Raw genomic sequence first — 15,380 nt, forward strand, 5'->3', positions numbered from 1 at the left:
CGCGCGGCCTCCGAGCCCGTCGCTCAGCCGCCGGCCGGCGCCGGGTAGCGCACCAGTCCGAGCTCGGCGTCGTCGGCGAGCAGCCGCTGGCGCGGCAGCACGCGCGCGGTGTAGCCGAGTACACCGGAACGGTGCGGGGTGACCGTCGTGGTGAAGGCCACCCGCCCCGAGGCGTCGGGACCACCGGCGGGACTCATCGGCGACACGGTCGGTTCGACGATGTCGCCGGCGTCGTCGACCCGCCCGAGAACCGCTTCGACCGTCACCTCGTCGGCGGCCATCCCCCCGAGACCGACCTGGGCGGTCAGCTGCAGTTGCCGGGCACCTGGGTCGCCGGACTCGTCGAGCCCCGCGATCATCACCGACGGCCACGCCGCCTCGACCCGCCTGCGGTAGGCGGCGAGGTCCCGGGCAGCCGCGTAGTCGTCGGCGACCGCGGCCGTGAACGACTGCGCCGCTTGCGCATACAGCTCGGTGGTGTAGTCGCGGACCATCCGGGAGGCGAGCACCTTCGGACCGAGGACCGACAGCGTGTGCCGGACCATCTCGACCCAGCGCTCGGGCAGTCCGCTGGTCTCACGCGCATAGAACAGCGGGATGACCGAGTTCTCGAGCAGCGAGTACAGGGCCTCGGCCTCGAGGTCGTCGCGCCGGTTCTCATCGGTGACGCCCTCGGCCGACGGGATGGCCCAGCCGTTCTCGCCGTCGGCCATCTCGTCCCACCATCCGTCGAGGATGGACAGATTCAGGCCGCCGTTGAGCGCCGACTTCATTCCCGAGGTACCGCAGGCCTCCATCGGCCGCACCGGGTTGTTGAGCCAGACGTCGCAGCCGGCGTAGATGTGCCGTGCCATCGAGATGTCGTAGTCGGGCAGGAACACGATGCGATCGCGAATCGCCGGGTCCTCGGTGAAGCGGACCACCTGCTGGATGAGCGCCTTGCCGCCGTCGTCGGCCGGGTGCGCCTTGCCCGCGATGACCAGCTGCACCGGACGCTGCGGGTCGGTGAGGATGCGCTTGAGACGTTCGGGGTCGCGCAGCATGAGCGTCAGCCGCTTGTACGTCGCGGCGCGCCGCGCGAAGCCGATGGTCAACACCTCGGGGTCGAAGAGATCTGCGGTCCAGGACAATTCGACCTCGCTGAAACCGCGATCACGGCCGCTGGCATGTGCGCGTCGGCGCACCTCGTCGACCAGTCCGCCGCGTAGCGTCTGCCGGGTTTTCCACAGATCGGCCGACGACAAGTCGGCGTACCGGGATGCCGCCGAGTCCTCGTCGACGCCGACGAGTTCGCGCCAGGGGCGCGCGACCCAGGTGAACCCGTGTACGCCATTGGTGATCGCCCCGATCGGCACCTCGTCGGCGTCGAAGCCCGGCCAGAGCCCGGCGAACATCTCCCGGCTGACCTCGCCGTGCAGCTGCGACACCCCGTTCGACCGCTGGCCGAGCCGAAAACCCATGTGCGCCATGTTGAATATTCCGGGATCGCCCTCGTTGCCGAGTTCGAGGACCGTCGCCGCGGACAGCCCGGGCAGCAACCGGGACCCGCCACCGGGATCGGCGTCGAGATAGAACGAGACCAGATCCTTGCCGAAGCGGTCGATGCCCGCGGGGACCGGGGTGTGGGTGGTGAAGATGTTGGACGCGCGTACCACCGACTCCGCGGAGCCGACATCGAGCCCCGACTCGACGAGTTCGCGGACGCGTTCGGCGCCGAGGAAGCCCGCATGTCCCTCGTTCATGTGGAACACCGTGGGATCGGGGCGGCCGGTGGCCGCGATGAAGGCACGCAGTGCGCGCACCCCGCCGATACCGAGGAGGATCTCCTGCTTGATCCGATGGTCCTGGTCGCCGCCGTAGAGCCGGTCGGTCACCGATCGCAGCTCGTCGTCGTTGGCCGGGATGTCGGTGTCGAGCAGCAGCAACGGGATCCGGCCCACGGTGGCGACCCAGACCTGGGCGTGCAGGGTGCGTCTGCCGGGCATCGACACGGTGATGTCGACCGCATGCTCGCCGTCGGTCAGCAGGTCCAGGGGCAGCAGCCCCGGATCGTTGACGGGGTATCGCTCGATCTGCCAGCCGTCGTGCGAGAGGCTCTGCCGGAAGTAGCCCGAGCGGTAGAACAGGCCGACCCCGATGAGCGGCAGGCCCAGATCCGAGGCCGCCTTGAGATGGTCGCCGGCCAGGATGCCCAGACCGCCGGAGTAGATCGGTAGCACCTCGGAGATCCCGAATTCCATCGAGAAATAGGCGATACCCGGGGGCATCGGCACACCGTCGCGTTCCTGCCGACCGAACCACTGTGGCTCGGCCCGATAGGTGTCGAGCTCCGCGCGCAGCGCTTCGAGCCGGCCGCGGAAGCCGTCGTCGTCGGCGAGTTCGGCCAGTCGCGCCGGATCGACCTCGGCGAGCAGGCGTAGCGGATCGGCGAAGGAGTGCCACAGATCAGGGTCGACCGTGGCGAACAGATCCTGGGTGTCGCTGTGCCACACCCAGCGCAGATTGCGGGCCAGGACATCGAGGTCGGCGAGGGGGGCCGGGAGCGGCACGCGGACGGTGAACCGGCGGAAGGCTTTCACGGCGTAGACGCTACCGACGACGGCGACCGTGCGCACCGCAAGCGGGGTGGTGTTCATCGACGCGTACCCATCCCGACCACGGCGCCCGGGCCTCTCACCCGTCGGCGCCCCGGTGGGTGGGATCGGTGGTGTCGGCGAGCGACCTCTAGGCTCGGTATATGCAGCGAATCATCGGTACCGAGGTCGAGTACGGCATCTCGGCTCCGGGGGACCCGACCGCGAATCCGATCATGACCTCCACCCAGGCGGTGTTGGCCTACGCGGCGGCGGCCGGGGTGCCCCGCGCCAAGCGCACGCGGTGGGATTACGAGGTGGAGTCGCCGCTACGCGACGCGCGCGGGTTCGATCTCGGCCGCGGCTCGGGTCCGGCACCGATCATCGACGCCGACGAGATCGGCGCCGCGAACATGATCCTCACCAACGGCGCGCGGCTCTACGTCGATCACGCCCATCCCGAGTACTCCGCGCCCGAGGTCACCGACCCGATGGATGCGGTGATCTGGGACAAGGCGGGGGAGCGGGTCATGGAGGCCGCCGCACGCCATGTCGCGAGTGTGCCGGGCGCCCCGCGTCTGCAGCTCTACAAGAACAACATCGACGGCAAGGGTGCCTCGTATGGCACCCATGAGAACTATCTGATGAACCGGGAGACCCCGTTCACCGCGGTCATCGGCGGTCTCACGACGTTCTTCGCCTCGCGTCAGGTGATCACCGGCTCCGGCCGCGTCGGCATCGGGCAGTCGGGCGACGAGGCGGGATACCAACTCTCCCAGCGCTCCGACTACATCGAGGTCGAGGTGGGGCTGGAGACGACCCTCAAGCGCGGGATCATCAACACCCGCGATGAGCCGCACGCCGACCCGGAACGCTATCGGCGTCTGCACGTGATCATCGGCGACGCGAATCTCGCCGAGACCGCCACCTACCTCAAGGTCGGCACCACCTCGCTGGTGCTCGATCTCATCGAGGCCGGAGTCGATTTCTCCGACCTCGAACTCGCACGCCCCGTGCAGGCGGTGCACACGATCAGTCACGATCCGAGCCTGGCCGCGACCGTCGCGCTGACCGACGGGCGCGAACTCACCGGCCTGGCGCTGCAGCGTGAGTATCTCGACCGCTGCGTCCGGTTCCACGAGCGGGAGCACTCCGACGACGAGCGCGCCATGCACGTCCTGGCCACGTGGGCCGACGTCCTCGACCGTCTCGAACGGGATCCGCTCGAGTGTGCCGACATCCTCGACTGGCCGGCGAAGCTGCGGATTCTGGAGGGCTTCCGGCAGCGCGAGGGCCTCGGCTGGTCGGCGCCCCGCCTGCAGCTGATCGATCTGCAGTACTCCGATGTACGCCTGGAGAAGGGTCTCTACAACCGGCTCGTGGCGCGCGGATCGATGAAACGTCTGGTCGACGAGGCGCAGGTGACGCGGGCGATCACCGAACCACCGACCAACACCCGCGCCTACTTCCGCGGTGAGTGCCTGCGACGCTTCGGCGCCGACGTCGCCGCGGCGAGCTGGGATTCGGTGATCTTCGATCTCGGCGGCGACTCGCTGGTGCGCATACCGACGCTGGAGCCGTTGCGCGGCAGCCGAGCCCACGTCGGCAAGCTGCTCGACTCCGTGGACTCCGCAGCCGACCTCGTCGAGCAGCTGACGACCTGATCGACCTCGCAGACGTCGTCGTGTTACGACCGCCCAGAACAGGTCTGCGCCGGTAGTGTGGTCATACACCAGCGAGCGGGTACGACGACAACCCGTATACGACTCGGGTGATGGTGGCACGGCGTGTTCGCGCCGCACCGCGATGCAGGAGGAGGAGACCAGTGAGCGCAGCGAGCGACGTCTCCGACGACGAAGAGTGGTGCTCTCGGGCGTGAACACACGCGAAGCCGGAGGCTTCGCCAACACTAAGGAGTGCAGATGGCGCAGGAACAGACCAAGCGCGGCGGCGGCGGAGACGACGACGACCTCGGCTCGGACGGTGGTGCGGGTCAGGAACGACGCGAGAAGCTGACCGAGGACACCGACGATCTGCTCGACGAGATCGACGACGTGCTCGAGGAGAACGCCGAGGACTTCGTGCGTGCCTATGTGCAGAAGGGCGGCCAGTGAGCGACGGGTTCGATTCACTGTTCCCCAATCCCGTTCGGCGACCGGCACTTTCCCTTGGCGCGGACATCTCCTCGTTCAGTGATTACCTCCGGGTGCACGCTCCGGAGCAGTTACCGGGCGCTCGCGCACAGCACATGAGCGCCGCGACCGACACCTCCGAGATCCCGCACGGCACCACCATCGTGGCGGTGAGCTATCCCGGCGGGGTGGTGCTCGCCGGTGACCGGCGCGCGACGATGGGCAACCTCATCGCCACGCGGGATGTGCAGAAGGTCTACATCACCGACGAGTACTCGGCAGCCGGTATCGCCGGTACCGCGGGTATCGCGATCGAGATGGTCCGCTTGTTCACCGTCGAGCTCGAGCATTACGAGAAGATCGAGGGTGTGCCGCTCACGCTGGACGGCAAGGTGAGCCGGCTGGCCTCGATGGTGCGTGGCAATCTCGGTGCGGCGCTTCAGGGTCTGGCGGCGATCCCGCTGCTGGTCGGTTACGACATCGATCACGACGACCCCACCGAGCGCGGTCGGATCTTCTCCTTCGACGTCGCCGGTGACCGTCACGAGGAGTTCGGCGGGTACACCGCGATCGGCTCCGGTTCGGTGTTCGCCAAGTCGTCGATGAAGAAGCTCTACCGTCGCGATCTCGACGCCGACGGCGCGCTGGCGGTGGCCGTGGAGGCCCTCTACGACGCCGCCGACGACGACACCGCCACCGGTGGTCCCGACCTGGTCCGCAAGATCTTCCCGTTGGCGGTCGTGGTGGGTGCGCAGGGTGCCCACGAGGTCGACTCGGAGGCGATCGAGGCGGCCGCACGCGCGATCATCGATCGCCGCGCCGCCGAGCACGAAGGAGATCCGCGGTGACCTTTCCGTATTACGCCAGTGCCGAGCAGATCATGCGCGACCGCTCGGAGTTGGCGCGCAAGGGTATTGCCCGCGGTCGCAGCGTGGTCATCCTGACCTACGCCGACGGTGTGCTGTTCGTCGCGGAGAACCCGTCGAACACGCTGCGCAAGACCAGCGAGATCTACGATCGCATCGGGTTTGCCGCGGTGGGCAAGTACAACGAGTTCGAGAGTCTGCGCAAGGCCGGAATCCAGCTCGCGGACATGCGCGGGTACAGCTATGACCGCAACGACGTGTCGGCGCTGAGTCTGGCCAATACCTATGCCAACGCACTCGGATCGGTGTTCACCGAGCAGGCCAAGCCCTACGAGGTCGAGCTGTGCGTCGCCGAGGTGGCCCGTCCGGGCAAGCCGAAGCCCTCCCAGCTCTACCGCATCGGTTACGACGGCTCGATCTCCGACGAGACGCGGTTTCTGGTGATGGGTGGTGCCACCGAATCCATCGCGGCCGCCCTCAAGGACAGCTACACCCCGGATCTCGATCTCGCGCATGCGCTCTCGGTGGCGGCCGCCGCACTGGCCACTCCCACCGACAGCGGCAACGGTGCCGCGGCCACGCCACGGGAACTCACCCCGGGTGATCTCGAGGTCGCGGTCCTCGACCGCAATCGGCCCCGACGGGCGTTCAAGCGGCTCACCGCCGCGCGCGTGGCGGAGTTGCTCTCGAGCGTCGATCAGGGCGGTGACGCCGAGGGCACCGTCGCCGGTGCCGACGCCCCGGACGAGCCGGGTGAGTCCGCCGCGGGTTCCGCCGATCCCGCGGCACAGTGAGCACGTTCGTCCCGCCCGCGGACGGCGTGGTCGGCTCGCGCGTCCGGCAGGTCGCCGTGGCGGCGCGCGGGTAGGGTTGATCACGTGCAGCGTCGAATCATGGGCATCGAGACGGAATTCGGTGTCACGTGCACCTTTCACGGTCATCGCCGACTCAGTCCCGACGAGGTGGCCCGCTATCTGTTCCGTCGGGTCGTCTCCTGGGGCCGGTCGTCGAATGTGTTCCTGCAGAACGGCGCGCGGCTCTACCTCGACGTCGGGTCGCATCCGGAGTACGCGACCGCCGAATGCGATGGTCTGGTCCAGCTGATCAATCACGACCGCGCGGGTGAGCTCGTCCTCGAGGACCTGCTGATCGACGCCGAGCAGCGCCTGGCCGACGAGGGCATCGGTGGTGACATCTACCTGTTCAAGAACAACACCGACTCGGCCGGCAACTCCTACGGATGCCACGAGAACTACCTGGTGGTGCGCGCGGGCGAGTTCTCCCGCATCTCCGACGTGCTGTTGCCGTTCCTGGTGACCCGGCAGCTGATCTGCGGCGCAGGGAAGGTCCTGGCCACGCCGAAGGCGGCGACCTTCTGTCTGTCGCAGCGTGCCGAACACATCTGGGAGGGTGTGTCGTCGGCGACCACGCGTTCCCGTCCGATCATCAACACCCGCGACGAGCCGCACGCCGACGCCGAGAAGTACCGGCGTCTGCACGTCATCGTCGGCGACTCCAACATGGCGGAGATGACGACGCTGCTCAAGGTCGGCTCGGCGGCGTTGGTGCTGGAGATGATCGAGGCCGGCGTGGTCTTCCGGGATTTCGCCCTGGACAACCCGATTCGCGCCATCCGGGAGGTCAGCCACGACCCCACGGGGCGTCGCCCGGTCCGGCTCGCCGGTGGTCGCCAGGCCAGCGCCCTGGACATCCAGCGCGAGTACCACGCGCGTGCGGTCGAGCACCTGGTGAACCGACGCCCCGATCCGGAGATGGACATGGTGGTCGATCTGTGGGGCCGGATGCTCGACGCGGTGGAGAGCGGCGACTTCTCCGGGGTGGACACCGAGATCGACTGGGTGATCAAGCGCAAGCTGTTCGAGCGCTATCAGGACCGGTACTCCATGGATCTGTCCGACCCGAAGATCGCGCAACTCGATCTGGCGTTCCACGACATCAAACGCGGTCGCGGCGTTTTCGACGTCCTGTCCCGTAAGGGCCTGGTGCGACGGATCACCACCGACGAGGCGATCAAGACCGCGGTGAACGAACCGCCGCAGACCACGCGGGCCAAGCTGCGCGGTGACTTCATCTCCGCAGCACAGAAGGCCGGACGTGATTTCACCGTCGACTGGGTTCACCTCAAGCTGAATGATCAGGCGCAACGAACGGTGCTGTGCAAGGACCCGTTCCGGTCGGTCGACGAGCGCGTCGATCGCCTGATCGCGTCCATGTGAGTCGTAGGCTCGACGGGTGGCATCATCCAAGGTCTCGAAGGTCGAGCGACTCCTCAATCTGGTGATCTGCCTGCTGGCGACCAAGCAGTTCGTCACCGCCGAGTACATTCGCCGCAACGTGGTCGGCTACCACGACGACGGTCAGTCGGCAGAGGCGTTCAACCGGATGTTCGAGCGCGACAAGACCGAGCTGCGCGAGCTCGGCATCCCGCTGGTGACCGGGCCGTCGGCGATGGGGCAGGGGCTCGACGGTTATCGCATCAATCGCGACAGCTACGAGCTGCCCGACATCTCGTTCGACCGGGACGAGGCCGCCGCGATCGCGATGGCGGCCACCCTGTGGGACACCCCGGAGATCTCGGCCATCTCGCAGACCGCGGTCCTGAAGTTGCGCGCGGCCGGATTCGACGTCCGCGCCGACGACGAGATCGGGGTCTCCGCAGGTGATTCGGCGCGGTCGATGGGCAGCGAGGCGACCCTCGGAGCGTTGCTGCCGGCCATCGAGGCGCAACGCGCGGTGACCTTCACCTATCGGGCCGGATCGGGATCGGCGGGAATGCCACGAACTCTCGAACCGTGGGGGGTGGTCACCCATCGCGGCCGCTGGTATGTCGTCGGCCATGATCGCGACCGCGCCGACACCCGCACCTTCCGGCTGAGCCGGCTCACCGATGTGACGGCGGTCGACGAGCCGGGCTCGGTGACCGTCCCCGATGGCACCGATCTCCAGGCGATCGTCGCCTCGGCGGTGGAATCCGCAGCCGGATCCGACGGCCGCACTGCACGGGTGTGGGTGGCGGACGGGCGCGCCGCGGGCTTGCGGCGTCATGCGGCCGGCCGGACCGCGCAGGAGTACGACGGCGAACCCGGCGATGTCCTCGACATCGAGATCGGCTCGCTGACCGGTCTCGCGCGGATGGTGCTCGGCGCGGGCGCCGACGCGGTGGTGCTCTCACCACCGGAGCTGAGGCAGATCGTCATCGATGGTCTCGACACCCTGATGCAGGTGGGTGCCTGATGGCCCAGGCTGCACCGTCCCGATTGAGCCGCCTGCTCGCGCTCGTCCCGTATTTCCTTGCCCACGAAGGCATCTCGATCGATCAGGCGGCAGCCGATCTCGGGGTGACCGAGCGCCAGCTGACCAAGGACCTTGAGCAACTGTTCGTGTGCGGCCTGCCGGGCTACTACCCGGACGATCTCATCGAGGTCGAGTTCAGCGAGGGACACGTGCACGTCGGGTTCACCGCGGGCATGGACCGGCCGCTGCGGCTCACCCCGACCGAGGCCAGCATCCTGCTGGTGGCATTGCGCGCGCTCGTCGACACCCCGGGGGTCCTCGACCGCGAAGCGGCCGGGCGGGCCATCGCCAAGATCGAGCAGGCGGTCGGCGCCCCGGCACCCGGTGCCGCGGGCGGTTCCGGACTCGCGCCTCTCACCTCGGCCTCGGGCGACGACCTCACCGAGTCACCCCGTTATCGCATCGTCCGGGAGGCGGTGCGGTCGAGCCGTGCCCTGGCGTTGAACTACTACTCGGCGAGCCGCGACGTGGTGACCCGGCGGATCGTCGACCCGATCTCGCTGCAGGCCGTCGACGGTCACACCTATCTGCAGGCGTGGTGCCGCGAGAGCGAGGGCGTCCGGCTGTTCCGCTTCGACCGGATCGACGAGGCGGTGATGCTCGACGAGCCGGCCGCGCCGCCCGATCAGGCGCGCCATACCGTGCAGTCGCCGATTCTCACCGAGAACCCCGACCTTCCGTCGGTGGACATCGAGGTCGATTCCTCGGAGTTGTGGATTCTCGACTACTACACCGTCGAGCCACTCGAACCGATCGAGGATCGGCCCGATCCGTCCGCGCCGGTCCGGGCTCGCCTGGTCTATGGCTCGGCGGACTGGTTGACCCGCTTCCTCCTCGGGTTCGGCGGGCGAGTGCGCGTCGTCGACGACGCCGACATCGCAACGGCGATCAGCGCCGAGGCCGCACGTGCCCGGGCTCGCTACACCACCGGCCCCGCGGGGGCGTGATGATGAGTCCTCACACTTGCGGTGACGGGTGTTCCGGGGTGCGGGGTACGATGGCCCTCGGGCCGAGAAATGACGGGGAAAGGTAGTTCAATGGGTGCAATGTCATGGTGGCACTGGGTCATCGTGCTGGTGGTTCTGGTGCTGCTGTTCGGATCGAAGAAGCTGCCCGACGCCGCACGCGGACTGGGCCAGTCACTGCGGATCTTCAAGAGCGAGGTCCAGGAGATGCAGAAGGACGGGGAGACCCGACCGACCGCCGCCGAGCCCGCCCCGCCGCGTGAACTGCCGACCTCCCCGGAGACGCCGGCGCACAACGCGGCAGCTCCGAACGCGCCGGCCGACAATACGAAGAAGTCCGCCTAGGCGCGTACGGCGTGCGGATCCCACTCGACCCGCGTAAGCGACAACGCAAGCTCAATCCCGACGGCACCATGCCGTTGGTCGAGCATCTGCAGGAGCTTCGGTACCGACTCCTCGTGGCGATGGCGGCCATCGTCGTCACCACGATCGTCGGCTTCATCTGGTACTCACACGGCATCCCCGGCGTCTCGTCCCTGGGCGATCTGCTGCGCGAACCCTACTGTTCGCTACCACCGTCGACCCGGGCGACACTGACCGCCGACGGTAGCTGTCGGCTCCTCGCGACCGGCCCCTTCGACCAGTTCATGTTGCGGCTGAAGGTCGCGCTGACCGCCGGCATGGTGCTGGCGTGCCCCGTCTGGCTGTATCAGGTCTGGCAGTTCGTGACCCCGGGCCTGCACGCCAACGAACGCAAGTACGCGATGAGTTTCGTCTCCGCGGCCGCGGTGCTGTTCGTCGGTGGCGCCGTGATGGCGTACCTGGTGGTGGCCAAGGCTTTTCACTTCCTGCTGACCGTGGGTAACGACGTACAGGTCACCGCTCTGGCCGGTGACCAGTACTTCGGATTCATGATCCACCTGCTGATCATCTTCGGCGTGAGCTTCGAGCTACCGCTGCTCATCGTCGCGCTCAACCTCGTCGGGGTCGTCAGCTATCAGAAGCTCAAGGCGTGGCGCCGCGGGCTCATCTTCACCATGTTCGTCTTCGCGGCGATCGTCACGCCCGGCCAGGACCCGTTCACGATGCTGTCATTGTCCCTGGCGCTGACGGTGCTGCTCGAGGTCGCCATCCAGATCGCCCGCGTCAACGACCGCCGAAAGACCCGCCGCACCCAGGAGTGGGACGCCTTGGCCGACGACCAGGCCGGCCCCATCCCCGTCCCGTCCGCACCACCGGTGGCCTCCCGGCTGGAGCCGGCCGTCGGGGTGAGCACCGGCAGTCGCCCCGCAGAGCAGGGCACGCCGCGTGCCCGGGTGCGCGACGCATCCACCTTCGACGACATCCTCTGACCCACCGACCTCTCACCGGCCATGTGTCACCGGGTCACGACGGAGCTGCACGGAGAGCACCGATGGCCTCGAAGGTGACATGCTGGAGTCGATGACTTCCTTCGACCGGCTCGACGCCCCCTCCGCGTCCGCGGGATCGGCGTTCGACACCTTCGTCGCCCGCCTGGACTTCCGCCTCGACGATTTCCAGATCCGTGCCTGTCTCGCCCTGGAAAGCGGCCACGGCGTGCTCGTCTGCGCCCCCACCGGCGCGGGTAAGACCATCGTCGGTGAGTTCGCCGTTCACCTGGCGCTCGCCTCGGGCAGCAAATGCTTCTACACCACGCCGATCAAGGCACTGAGCAACCAGAAGTACGCCGATCTGGTCGCGGTGCACGGTGCCGCGTCGGTCGGTCTGCTCACCGGTGACACCTCGATCAACTCCGACGCGCCGGTGGTGGTGATGACCACCGAGGTCGTGCGCAACATGATCTACGCGAACTCCCCCGCGCTGAACGGCTTGTCGCATGTGGTGATGGACGAGGTGCACTTCCTCGCCGACCGCTTCCGCGGCGCGGTGTGGGAAGAGGTCATCCTGCATCTCGAACCCTCGGTTCGGGTGGTCAGCCTGTCGGCGACGGTGAGCAACGCCGAGGAGTTCGGCGAGTGGATCCAGACAGTTCGTGGCGACACCACGGTCATCGTCGACGATCACCGGCCGGTGCCGCTGACCCAACACATGCTGGTCGGCAGCAGACTGTTCGACCTATTCGACTCCCACAGTGCGGCAGGTGATCATCGGTCGAAGGTCAATCCCGAGCTGAAGCGTTTCATCCGCCACCGGATGCTCCTCGAGGACGACGACGATCAGCGCGGGCGACGCGGGCGTGGCCGTCCCCGACGTAAGCCGGGCCCGCCCCGGCCGCAGGTCGTCGCACGATTGGAGAAGGAGGGTCTGCTCCCGGCGATCGGATTCATCTTCTCCCGCGCCGGCTGTGACGGCGCGCTCGCGCAGTGCCTGCGGTCGGGTCTGAACCTGCTGACCCCCGATCAGGTGGCGGCGGTGGACGAGGTGGTGGATCGGCATCTGACCGAACTCTCACCCGCCGACGCCGACGTCCTGGGTGTCGACGAGTGGCGGGCGGGTCTGCGACGCGGGTTCGCCGCCCACCACGCCGGGTTGTTGCCGACCTTCCGGCACACGGTCGAGGAGCTCTTCGTCCGCGGCCTGGTCCGCATGGTGTTCGCCACCGAGACCCTGGCGCTGGGCATCAACATGCCCGCCCGGTCGGTGGTCCTCGAACGGCTCGTCAAGTTCAACGGCGAGGCTCACGTGGACCTGAGCCCCGGCGAGTTCACCCAGCTGACCGGCCGCGCGGGCCGGCGCGGCATCGACGTCGAGGGACACGCGGTGATCGTGTGGTCGCCGGAACTGATCCCGGAGCAGGTAGCCGGGCTGGCCGGTGCCCGCACCTTCCCGCTGCGGAGTTCCTTTGCGCCGGAATACAACATGGCGGTGAACCTGATCGGCCGACTCGGCCTCGCCGGGTCGCGCGATCTGCTCAACCGCTCCTTCGCGCAGTTCCAGGCGGACCGTTCGGTGGTCGGTCAGGCGCGCAAGGTCGACGAGATGAGCCGTCAGTTGCGGCGTCTCGACGTCGAACTCGCCGGTGCCGCACGGCGGCGGGGGATCGATCCGGGACCGATCGGTATCGACGGAGACTCCGGCGGCGTGCCGGACGCGTCAGACGCCGTGCACGGCACGGACGAACCCTACGCCGGATTCCTCGGGTACATCACCCTGCGTGAGGACATCCGGCGGCGAGAGCGGGATCTGCGGTTCCGGCGTCGCGTCGAGGGCCGTGACGCGATCGCCGACGAACTCGCCTCGCTCAAACGTGGTGCGGTCATCGGTGTGCCGACGGGGCGCCATCGCGGGATCGCGGTCGTGCTGGAGACGGCCGGGGCACCGGTCGACCCGAAACCCCTCGTACTCACCGAGGACGCCTGGTGCGGTCGGGTCGGGGTGGCCGATTTCGTCAATCCTCCGGAGGTCCTCGGCGGAATGCGCCTGCCGCGCAATGCTGATCGTCGTTCCGGTCGGGGTCGTCGCGACCTCGCGTCGGCGCTGCGCGCCACGGGCATCGAGATGCCACGGGGCCGGGGGAGCAAGAAGCGCGCCGAGGCCGCCGATGACGCCGAGTTGAAGCGGCTCCGACACGTGCTGAAGACTCATCCCGCCCACGGCATCGACGCCTCCGACGATCTGTTCCGACTGGCCGAACGACGCAACCGGCTGTTGCGCGACATCGTCGACGCGCAGGCGCGGATCGGTGCGCGCACCTCGACGCTCGGTGTCACCTTCGATCACATCGTCGGGGTGCTCAGCGAACTCGGTTATCTGGAGTACGTCGACGAGACCGTGCGTGTCACCCCGACGGGCGAGGTGCTCGGCCGGATCTACAGCGAGAGCGATCTGGTGGTGACCGAGTGCATCCGGGCGGGGATCTGGGACAAGCTCTCACCGCCGGATCTGGCTGCCGTCGTCGCCGCGATGGTCTTCGAGTCGCGTCGCGAGAGCTATTCCGGTGCCGACGCGATGAGCGGCAATCCGGCACTGCGCACGGCGGTCTCCGAGACCGTCGCGATCTGGCGGTCGGTGACCGCCGTCGAGACACGCCACCACGTCTCGCCGACTCGGGAACCCGACACCGGCTTCTCCATCGCGGTCTCGATGTGGGTGTCGGGACGGTCGTTGACCGAGGCGCTCGCCGCGGCCGGTGAGCGCGGACATCTGCTCTCGCCCGGAGACTTCGTCCGCTGGAATCGACAGGTCGTCGACCTGCTCGAACAGATCCGATTGTGCGTGGGTGAGGATTCGCCGTTGGCGCGCCCCGCGCGCGTGGCGGTGGGGGCCATTCGCCGGGGTGTGGTCGCCGCCGAACTGAGCTGACCGTCGATATTCGGTCGTCCGATCGACACCAGTGGTCGCCGTCGGGCGCATTGAGTGATCGACGGCGGTCGCTGGGGTAACGTTTCTTGCTGATCGGGCCGGTGGGCGACCTCCCGCGCTGACGTCGGCGGAGACAGGCCGAACACACCTCGGGGGGGACGTTCACCGACCATGGAGTCGGGCGAATCGGCGACACGCGCACGCCAGGCGGCGCAGCGAAGGCGGGAGACCACAGATGAGCAATCCGGAAGACCCCAGCAACAAGGTTCCCGGCACCCCGGCTGCGGGCGACGCGGCTCCGGGCGGCCCTGCCGCACCCGCGAACCCGACGGAAGCCGGAACCGACGGCAAGACCGAGGTCGTGCAGATTCCCGGGCACGTGCAGCAGCCACCGCAGGCGCCGCCGACCACCGCCACCCCGGCCGGTTATCCCGCCCAGCCCGGCCCTCCCCAGCAACCCGGATACCCTGCACCGGGTTACGGAACCCCTTCGGCGCCATCGGGATTCGGCGCGGCGAGCGGTCAGCAGTACAGTCCGACCCAGATGGCGCCCACCAGCCAGCCCCAGCAGTTCGGTCAGACCCCGCAATTCACTCAGGGCCAGCCTTACGGCCCGCCCCAGCAGTTCGGCCAGCCCCAGCCGTACGGTCAGCAGCCCGGCCAGGCGAGCGCGCCGTACGGCGCTGAAGCCCAAGCGCCGTACGGCGCTGCAGCCCAAACGCCGTACGGCGGCCCGGCCCAGCAGCCGGGGGCTCCGTATGGTCAGCAGCCCGGGACCACGCCCTACGGTGCCCAGAGTCAGCCGGGTACCGCCGGTTTCGGCCAGTTCAACCAGCCGCAACCGGGACAGCCCGGACAGCCCGGCCCCTACGGTGCGTACGGAGCACCCGGCGACCAGTTCGCCGGCATGGCCGCGCCCACGCAGAAGAAGGGTCTCTGGAGGGGACTGATCGCCGTGGGCGCAGTCCTGATCGTCGCGGCGATCGCGATCGTCGTCACCGGATGGCTGTGGTGGTGGCCGCGTGAACTGGATCAGACGGCCGCGCAGAACGGTGTCAAACAGGTTCTCACCGAGCAGTACCAGGCCAGCGACGTCTCGGATGTGAGCTGCCCGTCCGGCCAGAAGGTCAAGAAGGGCAACTCCTTCACGTGCACGGCGACCGTCGGCGGCCAGAAGCAGAACGTCAAGGTCACCTTCCTCGACGACGACGGCAAGTACCAGGTGGCGCGACCGACCAGCTGAGC

At 68.3% G+C, this 15,380-nt stretch carries 12 protein-coding genes; 11 read left to right on the forward strand and 1 reads right to left on the reverse strand.

The features are described from left to right. Positions 1 to 23: 23 nt before the first annotated feature. The gene (gene glgP, locus J6U32_RS16145; protein ID WP_208796165.1) at positions 24 to 2,579 is read right to left on the reverse strand and encodes an alpha-glucan family phosphorylase; all 2,556 of its coding nucleotides are present in this window, start codon (positions 2,577 to 2,579) and stop codon (positions 24 to 26) included. A gap of 158 nt (positions 2,580 to 2,737) precedes the next feature. On the opposite strand from glgP, the gene dop reads away from it, so the two are divergent. From dop to J6U32_RS16200, 11 genes are all read left to right on the forward strand, one after another. Beyond that, a complete protein-coding gene (dop, locus tag J6U32_RS16150) occupies positions 2,738 to 4,237 on the forward strand; it encodes a depupylase/deamidase Dop (protein ID WP_094600523.1) in 1,500 nt (499 codons plus the stop codon). 258 nt (positions 4,238 to 4,495) lie between these two features. After that, the gene (locus tag J6U32_RS16155) at positions 4,496 to 4,687 is read left to right on the forward strand and encodes a ubiquitin-like protein Pup (protein WP_006370159.1); all 192 of its coding nucleotides are present in this window, start codon (positions 4,496 to 4,498) and stop codon (positions 4,685 to 4,687) included. Beyond that, positions 4,684 to 5,553: a proteasome subunit beta gene (gene prcB, locus J6U32_RS16160; protein WP_208791223.1), complete on the forward strand. Its 870-nt coding sequence runs from the start codon at positions 4,684 to 4,686 to the stop codon at positions 5,551 to 5,553. The genes J6U32_RS16155 and prcB overlap by 4 nt, the downstream gene beginning before the upstream one ends. Beyond that, positions 5,550 to 6,365, forward strand: a complete 816-nt coding sequence (gene prcA / locus J6U32_RS16165) for a proteasome subunit alpha (protein ID WP_208791224.1) — start codon at positions 5,550 to 5,552, stop codon at positions 6,363 to 6,365. Before prcB ends, prcA begins: the two co-directional genes overlap by 4 nt. Before the next feature lie 84 nt (positions 6,366 to 6,449). Beyond that, entirely contained in the window at positions 6,450 to 7,808 is a 1,359-nt protein-coding gene (gene pafA, locus J6U32_RS16170; RefSeq protein ID WP_014360026.1) for a Pup--protein ligase, read from the forward strand. A 16-nt stretch (positions 7,809 to 7,824) separates the two neighbouring features. After that, on the forward strand, positions 7,825 to 8,826 hold the full coding sequence (locus J6U32_RS16175; RefSeq protein ID WP_208791225.1) for a helix-turn-helix transcriptional regulator: 1,002 nt from the start codon (positions 7,825 to 7,827) through the stop codon (positions 8,824 to 8,826). Then, the gene (locus tag J6U32_RS16180) at positions 8,826 to 9,833 is read left to right on the forward strand and encodes a helix-turn-helix transcriptional regulator (RefSeq protein WP_208791226.1); all 1,008 of its coding nucleotides are present in this window, start codon (positions 8,826 to 8,828) and stop codon (positions 9,831 to 9,833) included. The genes J6U32_RS16175 and J6U32_RS16180 overlap by 1 nt, the downstream gene beginning before the upstream one ends. A gap of 90 nt (positions 9,834 to 9,923) precedes the next feature. After that, positions 9,924 to 10,196: a Sec-independent protein translocase subunit TatA gene (tatA, locus tag J6U32_RS16185; protein ID WP_208791227.1), complete on the forward strand. Its 273-nt coding sequence runs from the start codon at positions 9,924 to 9,926 to the stop codon at positions 10,194 to 10,196. An 11-nt stretch (positions 10,197 to 10,207) separates the two neighbouring features. Further along, a complete protein-coding gene (gene tatC, locus J6U32_RS16190; RefSeq protein WP_208791228.1) occupies positions 10,208 to 11,203 on the forward strand; it encodes a twin-arginine translocase subunit TatC in 996 nt (331 codons plus the stop codon). A 91-nt stretch (positions 11,204 to 11,294) separates the two neighbouring features. Continuing rightward, positions 11,295 to 14,135 carry a DEAD/DEAH box helicase gene (locus J6U32_RS16195; protein WP_208791229.1) on the forward strand — a complete coding sequence of 947 codons (2,841 nt, stop codon included), beginning with the start codon at positions 11,295 to 11,297 and terminating at the stop codon, positions 14,133 to 14,135. Positions 14,136 to 14,370: 235 nt separating this feature from the next. After that, entirely contained in the window at positions 14,371 to 15,378 is a 1,008-nt protein-coding gene (locus tag J6U32_RS16200) for a DUF4333 domain-containing protein (RefSeq protein ID WP_208791230.1), read from the forward strand. The last annotated feature ends 2 nt before the right edge of the window (positions 15,379 to 15,380 follow it).

The sequence above is a fragment of the Gordonia polyisoprenivorans genome, from assembly GCF_017654315.1.
Taxonomy (GTDB): domain Bacteria; phylum Actinomycetota; class Actinomycetes; order Mycobacteriales; family Mycobacteriaceae; genus Gordonia; species Gordonia polyisoprenivorans_A.